Source organism: Streptomyces sp. NPDC059851 (genome assembly GCF_042732005.1).
Lineage (GTDB): Bacteria > Actinomycetota > Actinomycetes > Streptomycetales > Streptomycetaceae > Streptomyces.
The window spans coordinates 30645-37066 of the sequence record NZ_JBHWJJ010000076.1 but is presented as its reverse complement, the minus strand read 5'-3'; the positions used below and the strand labels follow the sequence as shown (position 1 = coordinate 37066).

Below are 6422 nucleotides of genomic sequence, written 5' to 3'. Positions count from 1 at the left end.
CTCCGCGGGGGGGGGGCGCTGCCGCCACCGGGCCCTGACCGCCGCTGTGGCCGGCCCCCGGGGCGGGGGCCGGCCACTGCGGCTCGATCTCGTGCGGAGGTGCGGGACGCGGTCCGCTGCGGGGCTACTTGGCGCTGTCGGCCTTGTCCCCGTCCTCGACCGCTTCGGGCTCGGCCTCGGCCTTGGCCTCCTCGGCCTTGGCCTCCTCGGCCTTGGCCTCCTCGGCCTTCGCCTCCTCGGCCTTCGCCTCCTCGGCCTCGGCGGCGTCCGCCGGAGCTTCGGTTCCGGCCTTCTTCCCGGGGGCCTCGGTCTCCGCTGCCTCGGCTGCCGCCTCGGTTTCCGTGGCGTCCGCCTCGGCCTGCTCGGCGTTGGCCGTCGCGGCCTCCGCTTCGGCCTCGGCCTCGGCAGCAGCAGCAGCTTCCGCTTCCGCCTTGGCCTTGGCTTCCGCTTCGGCCTTCGCCTTCGCCTCGGCCTTCGCCTTCGCCTCGGCCTTCGCCTTCGCCTCGGCCTCCGCCTTGGCCTTGGCTTCCGCCTCCGCCTTGGCCTTGGCTTCCGCCGCAGCCGCGGCGGCCTTCGCCTCGGCCTCGGCTTCCGCCGCAGCCGCGGCGGCCTCAGCGGCCAGCTCTTCCTCGGTCGGGGCGGGCGCCTTCACGGACTCCAGCAGCAGCTGGGCCACGTCCACGACCTGGACGGACTCCTTGGCCTGGCCCTCGTTCTTCTTGCCGTTGACCGAGTCGGTCAGCATCACCAGGCAGAACGGGCAGGCGGTCGAGACGATGTCCGGGTTGAGGGACAGGGCCTCGTCGACGCGCTCGTTGTTGATGCGCTTGCCGATCCGCTCCTCCATCCACATGCGCGCACCGCCGGCGCCGCAGCAGAAGCCGCGCTCCTTGTGGCGGTGCATCTCCTGCTGGCGCAGGCCCGGGACGGCGGACATGATCTCGCGCGGCGGCGTGTAGACCTTGTTGTGGCGGCCCAGGTAGCACGGGTCGTGGTACGTGATCAGGCCGTCGACCGGGGTCACCGGGACCAGCTTGCCCTCGTCGATGAGGTGCTGGAGCAGCTGGGTGTGGTGGATGACCTCGTAGTCGCCGCCGAGCTGCGGGTACTCGTTGGCGATGGTGTTGAAGCAGTGCGGGCAGGTCGAGACGATCTTCTTCGCCGACTTCGGCTTCTTCGTCGACTCGTCCTCGTCGTCCTCGCCGAAGGCCATGTTCAGCATCGCGACGTTCTCCTGGCCCAGCTGCTGGAACAGCGGCTCGTTGCCCAGGCGGCGCGGCGAGTCACCGGTGCACTTCTCCTCGCCGCCCATGATCGCGAACTTGACGCCCGCCATGTGCAGCAGCTCGGCGAAGGCCTTGGTGGTCTTCTTGGCCCGGTCCTCCAGGGCGCCGGCGCAGCCGACCCAGTACAGGTAGTCGACCTCGGTGAGGTCCTCGACGTCCTTGCCGACGATCGGGACCTCGAAGTCGACCTCCTTGGTCCACTCGACGCGCTGCTTCTTGGCCAGGCCCCAGGGGTTGCCCTTCTTCTCCAGGTTCTTGAGCATCGTGCCCGCCTCCGACGGGAACGCGCTCTCGATCATCACCTGGTAGCGGCGCATGTCGACGATGTGGTCGATGTGCTCGATGTCGACCGGGCACTGCTCCACACACGCACCGCAGGTGGTGCAGGACCACAGCACGTCCGGGTCGATGACGCCGTTCTCCTCGACCGTGCCGATCAGCGGGCGCTCCGCCTCGGCCAGGGCCGCCGCCGGAACGCCGGCCAGCTGCTCTGCGGTCGCCTTCTCCTCGCCCTCCATGGTCTTGCCGCCGCCGGCCAGCAGGTACGGGGCCTTGGCGTGCGCGTGGTCGCGCAGCGACATGATCAGGAGCTTCGGGGAGAGCGGCTTGCCCGTGTTCCAGGCGGGGCACTGCGACTGGCAGCGGCCGCACTCGGTGCAGGTGGAGAAGTCGAGGATGCCCTTCCAGGAGAACTGTTCGACCTGGGAGACGCCGAAGACGTCGTCCTCGCCCGGGTCCTCGAAGTCGATCTCCTTGCCGCCCGAGGTCATCGGCTGGAGCGCGCCCAGGGCGCTGGCGCCGTCGGCGTTGCGCTTGAACCAGATGTTCGGGAAGCCGAGGAAGCGGTGCCAGGCGACACCCATGTTGGTGTTCAGCGAAACGGTGATCATCCAGATCAGCGAGGTGCCGATCTTGATCATCGCGGTGAAGTAGATGGCGTTCTGCAGGGCCGGCAGGGACAGGCCCTTGAAGACCAGCACCAGCGGGTACGACACGAAGTACGCCGGCTCGTACGAGTCGACGTGGTGGATCGCGCCCTCCAGGCCGCGCAGGGCCAGGATCGCCAGACCGATGGTGAGGATGACGTACTCGACGAAGTACGCCTGCCAGGCCTTGGAGCCCGCGAAGCGCGACTTGCGGCCGGCCCGCGACGGCAGCGACATCAGGCGGATCGCCATCAGGACGACGATGCCCAGGACGGTCATCAGGCCGATGAACTCGATGTACAGCTCGAACGGCAGGAAGCCGCCGAGGATCGGCAGCGTCCAGTCGGCCTGGAAGAGCTGGCCGTAGGCCTGCGCCAGCGTCGGGGGCAGCGTCAGGAAGCCGATCGCGACGAACCAGTGCGCGAAGCCGACGATGCCCCAGCGGTTCATCCGGCTGTGCCCGAGGAACTCCCGGACCAGGGTGATCGTTCGAGCCTTCGGGTCGTCCGTGCGGCTGCCCGCCGGCACGGGTTGGCCGAGTTTCACGAACCGGTAGATCTGCGCCACGGCTCGGGCGAGCAGCGCGACGCCGACCACGGTCAGGACCAGCGACACGATGATCGCGGCGAGTTGCATGGGAGGGCTCCTCGGGCGGGACTTACTAAGCAGTAACTTATTGAGTCAAGGCTTGAGGTTACCCATTCTCCCCGCCGCAATGTAGGTGAGCGTGCGGTGATCTGTGTCGCTCAGGCATGCCTGTGTTTACGGGCCGCCCGAGGGGTCTGCGCCAGGATTGCGAGATCCATCCCCAGCCAATGGCTCTCCACATAGTGCCGGTCCAGCAGCGCCATCTCCTCCCAGGGGAGGTCGGAGCGCGTACTCACCTGCCACAATCCGGTCATTCCGGGACGGACCAACAGTCGGTCCGGCCGGTCGGTACGCGCTTCGGGGCGCGGCCCCACCAATGACATCTGGCCACGCAGCACGTTCAGCAGCTGGGGCATCCCGTCCAGCGCGCAGCGGCGCACCGCCCGGCCGACCCGGCCGGCCCCGTCCGTGCGCAGCCGCCAGGTGCGGAACGGTCGGCCGCCCAGCCCGGCCGCGGGCTCGCGGGCGAGGACCCGGCTGCCACCCCGGGCCGCGCACAGCAGGGCGGTGGCGAAGAGCAGCGGCAGCAGGAAGGCGCACAGGAGCGCGGCCGCCCCGAGGAGGTCGAACGCGCGCTTCGCCGGGTAGGCGGGGCGTCGCGGGAGCCGGGGCGGGCGCAGGAGGCGGCGGAGCGGGAGGGGCCTGCGGGCGGGGCGCCGGACCGGGGGGAGTGTGAGCGGCGGCAGCGGCATGCCCGCACCGTGCCCTGCGGCCGGGGTGCTTCCCGGGTGGCGCGCAGCGGAGGGATCGAGCATCCCCCGCTCGGCCCCTCCCTGCCGGCGGGGCAGCGCCGAGTCCGCCGGGGTCCGCCGGGGTCCGCCGGGAGTTCGGCAGGGGGTCGGCCGGGGGTTCGGCCCGGAGTTCACCAGGGGCTCGACCTGCGGATGAGCGTAAGACCCGGATAAAAGTTGAGTCGACTCCACTCACCTCTGTTGACGTGGGTCGCGGTGTCGGGCACTCTTGAGTCTGTTCCACTCAAGTCAGCTGGAGGAATTGAAATGGCACGTGCGGTCGGCATCGACCTGGGCACCACTAACTCCGTCGTCAGCGTTCTCGAAGGCGGCGAGCCCACCGTCATCACCAACGCCGAGGGTGCCAGGACCACGCCGTCCGTCGTCGCCTTCGCCAAGAACGGCGAGGTCCTCGTCGGTGAGGTCGCCAAGCGCCAGGCGGTCACCAACGTCGACCGCACCATCCGCTCGGTGAAGCGCCACATGGGCACCGACTGGAAGATCAACCTGGACGGCAAGGACTTCAACCCGCAGCAGATGAGCGCCTTCATCCTGCAGAAGCTGAAGCGCGACGCCGAGGCCTACCTGGGCGAGAAGGTCACCGACGCGGTCATCACCGTCCCGGCGTACTTCAACGACTCCGAGCGCCAGGCCACCAAGGAGGCCGGCGAGATCGCGGGCCTGAACGTCCTGCGCATCGTCAACGAGCCGACCGCCGCCGCCCTGGCCTACGGCCTGGACAAGGACGACCAGACCATCCTCGTCTTCGACCTCGGTGGCGGCACCTTCGACGTGTCGCTCCTGGAGATCGGCGACGGTGTCGTCGAGGTCAAGGCCACCAACGGTGACAACCACCTCGGTGGTGACGACTGGGACCAGCGCGTCGTCGACTACCTGGTGAAGCAGTTCGCCAACGGCCACGGCGTCGACCTGTCCAAGGACAAGATGGCGCTCCAGCGTCTGCGCGAGGCGGCCGAGAAGGCGAAGATCGAGCTCTCCTCCTCCACGGAGACCACGATCAACCTGCCCTACATCACGGCCTCCGCCGAGGGCCCGCTGCACCTGGACGAGAAGCTCACCCGCGCGCAGTTCCAGCAGCTCACCTCGGACCTGCTGGACCGCTGCAAGGTCCCGTTCCACAACGTGATCAAGGATGCGGGCATCGCGCTCTCCGACATCGACCACGTGGTCCTCGTCGGTGGCTCCACCCGCATGCCGGCCGTCGCCGAGCTCGTCAAGGAGCTGACCGGCGGCAAGGAGGCCAACAAGGGCGTGAACCCGGACGAGGTGGTCGCCATCGGCGCCACCCTCCAGGCCGGTGTCCTCAAGGGCGAGGTCAAGGACGTCCTGCTCCTCGACGTGACCCCGCTGTCCCTCGGCATCGAGACCAAGGGCGGCATCATGACCAAGCTCATCGAGCGCAACACCACGATCCCGACCAAGCGGTCGGAGATCTTCACGACGGCCGAGGACAACCAGCCGTCCGTGCAGATCCAGGTCTACCAGGGTGAGCGCGAGATCGCGGCGTACAACAAGAAGCTCGGCATGTTCGAGCTGACGGGCCTGCCGCCGGCCCCGCGCGGCGTCCCGCAGATCGAGGTCTCCTTCGACATCGACGCCAACGGCATCATGCACGTGACCGCGAAGGACCTGGGCACGGGCAAGGAGCAGAAGATGACCGTCACCGGCGGCTCCTCGCTCGGCAAGGACGAGGTCGACCGCATGCGCCAGGAGGCCGAGCAGTACGCGGAGGAGGACCAGCGCCGCCGCGAGGCCGCCGAGACCCGCAACCAGGCCGAGCAGCTCGTGTACCAGACGGAGAAGTTCGTCAAGGACAACGAGGACAAGATCCCGGGTGACGTGAAGACCGAGGTCGAGGGCGCCGTCGCCGAGCTGAAGGAGAAGCTCAAGGGCGAGGACACGGCCGAGATCCGCACCGCGACCGAGAAGGTCGCCGCGGTCAGCCAGAAGCTCGGCCAGGCGATCTACGCCGATGCCCAGGGCGCCCAGGCCGCCGGCGGTGCCGGTGACGCGGGCCAGGCCAAGGCCGGCGGTGCCGATGACGACGTCGTCGACGCCGAGATCGTCGACGACGAGAAGCCGAAGGGCGGCGCGGCCTGATGTCGGAGGAGACCGCGGGTTTCGAGGAGGAGCCCGAAGTCCCCAACGGCGCCAACCCCGACGACGCCGCCGAGCCGAAGACCGCCGACTCCTCCACTGAGGAGCCGGCGGCCCCGGCCGGGGACTCCGGAGCCCAGTCCCACCAGTCCACCCCCTCCGCCCAGGACGCGAACGCGGCCCTGGTGGCGCAGCTGGACCAGGCCCGTACGGCGCTCGCCGAGCGCACCGGTGACCTCCAGCGGCTCCAGGCGGAGTACCAGAACTACCGTCGCCGCGTGGAGCGGGACCGCATCGCCGTCAAGGAGATCGCGGTCGCGAACCTGCTGTCCGAGCTGCTCCCGACCCTGGACGACATCGGCCGGGCGAGGGACCATGGCGAACTGGTCGGCGGCTTCAAGTCGGTGGCCGAATCGCTGGAGACCGCTGCGGCCAAGCTGGGTCTGCAGCAGTTCGGCAAGGAGGGCGAGCCCTTCGACCCGACGATCCACGAGGCCCTGATGCACTCGTACGCGCCGGACGTCACCGAGACGACCTGCGTGGCGATCCTGCAGCCCGGGTACCGGATCGGCGAGCGTACGATCCGCCCCGCGCGGGTCGCGGTGGCCGAGCCCCAGCCGGGTGCGGCTCCGAAGTCCGAGTCCGGGGAGGGCGACACGCCTGCGGACAAGGACGCGGATGCAGCCGACAAGGGCTGACGTCCGCAAAGCTGA

At 69.5% G+C, this 6422-nt stretch carries 3 protein-coding genes and 1 pseudogene; 2 read left to right on the top strand and 2 right to left on the bottom strand.

Annotation, left to right across the window (positions count from 1 at the left end):
• Window positions 1-640: 640 nt before the first annotated feature.
• Window positions 641-2848 (bottom strand): annotated as a pseudogene (locus ACFV7Q_RS24040) (heterodisulfide reductase-related iron-sulfur binding cluster); the annotation flags it as partial.
• A gap of 110 nt (window positions 2849-2958) precedes the next feature.
• Window positions 2959-3552, bottom strand: a complete 594-nt coding sequence (locus ACFV7Q_RS24035) for a sugar transferase (protein ID WP_385431337.1) — start codon at window positions 3550-3552, stop codon at window positions 2959-2961.
• A 306-nt stretch (window positions 3553-3858) separates the two neighbouring features.
• On the opposite strand from ACFV7Q_RS24035, the gene dnaK reads away from it, so the two are divergent.
• Window positions 3859-5712: a molecular chaperone DnaK gene (gene dnaK, locus ACFV7Q_RS24030; RefSeq protein ID WP_385431336.1), complete on the top strand. Its 1854-nt coding sequence runs from the start codon at window positions 3859-3861 to the stop codon at window positions 5710-5712.
• Window positions 5712-6407: a nucleotide exchange factor GrpE gene (gene grpE, locus ACFV7Q_RS24025; RefSeq protein ID WP_385431335.1), complete on the top strand. Its 696-nt coding sequence runs from the start codon at window positions 5712-5714 to the stop codon at window positions 6405-6407. Before dnaK ends, grpE begins: the two co-directional genes overlap by 1 nt.
• The last annotated feature ends 15 nt before the right edge of the window (window positions 6408-6422 follow it).

Excerpts from the sequence above, each read along its gene's own strand:
- ACFV7Q_RS24035 (WP_385431337.1), bottom strand. The coding sequence starts at position 3,552 with ATGCCGCTGCCGCCGCTCACACTCCCCCCGGTCCGGCGCCCCGCCCGC.
- dnaK (WP_385431336.1), top strand. The coding sequence starts at position 3,859 with ATGGCACGTGCGGTCGGCATCGACCTGGGCACCACTAACTCCGTCGTC.
- grpE (WP_385431335.1), top strand. The coding sequence starts at position 5,712 with ATGTCGGAGGAGACCGCGGGTTTCGAGGAGGAGCCCGAAGTCCCCAAC.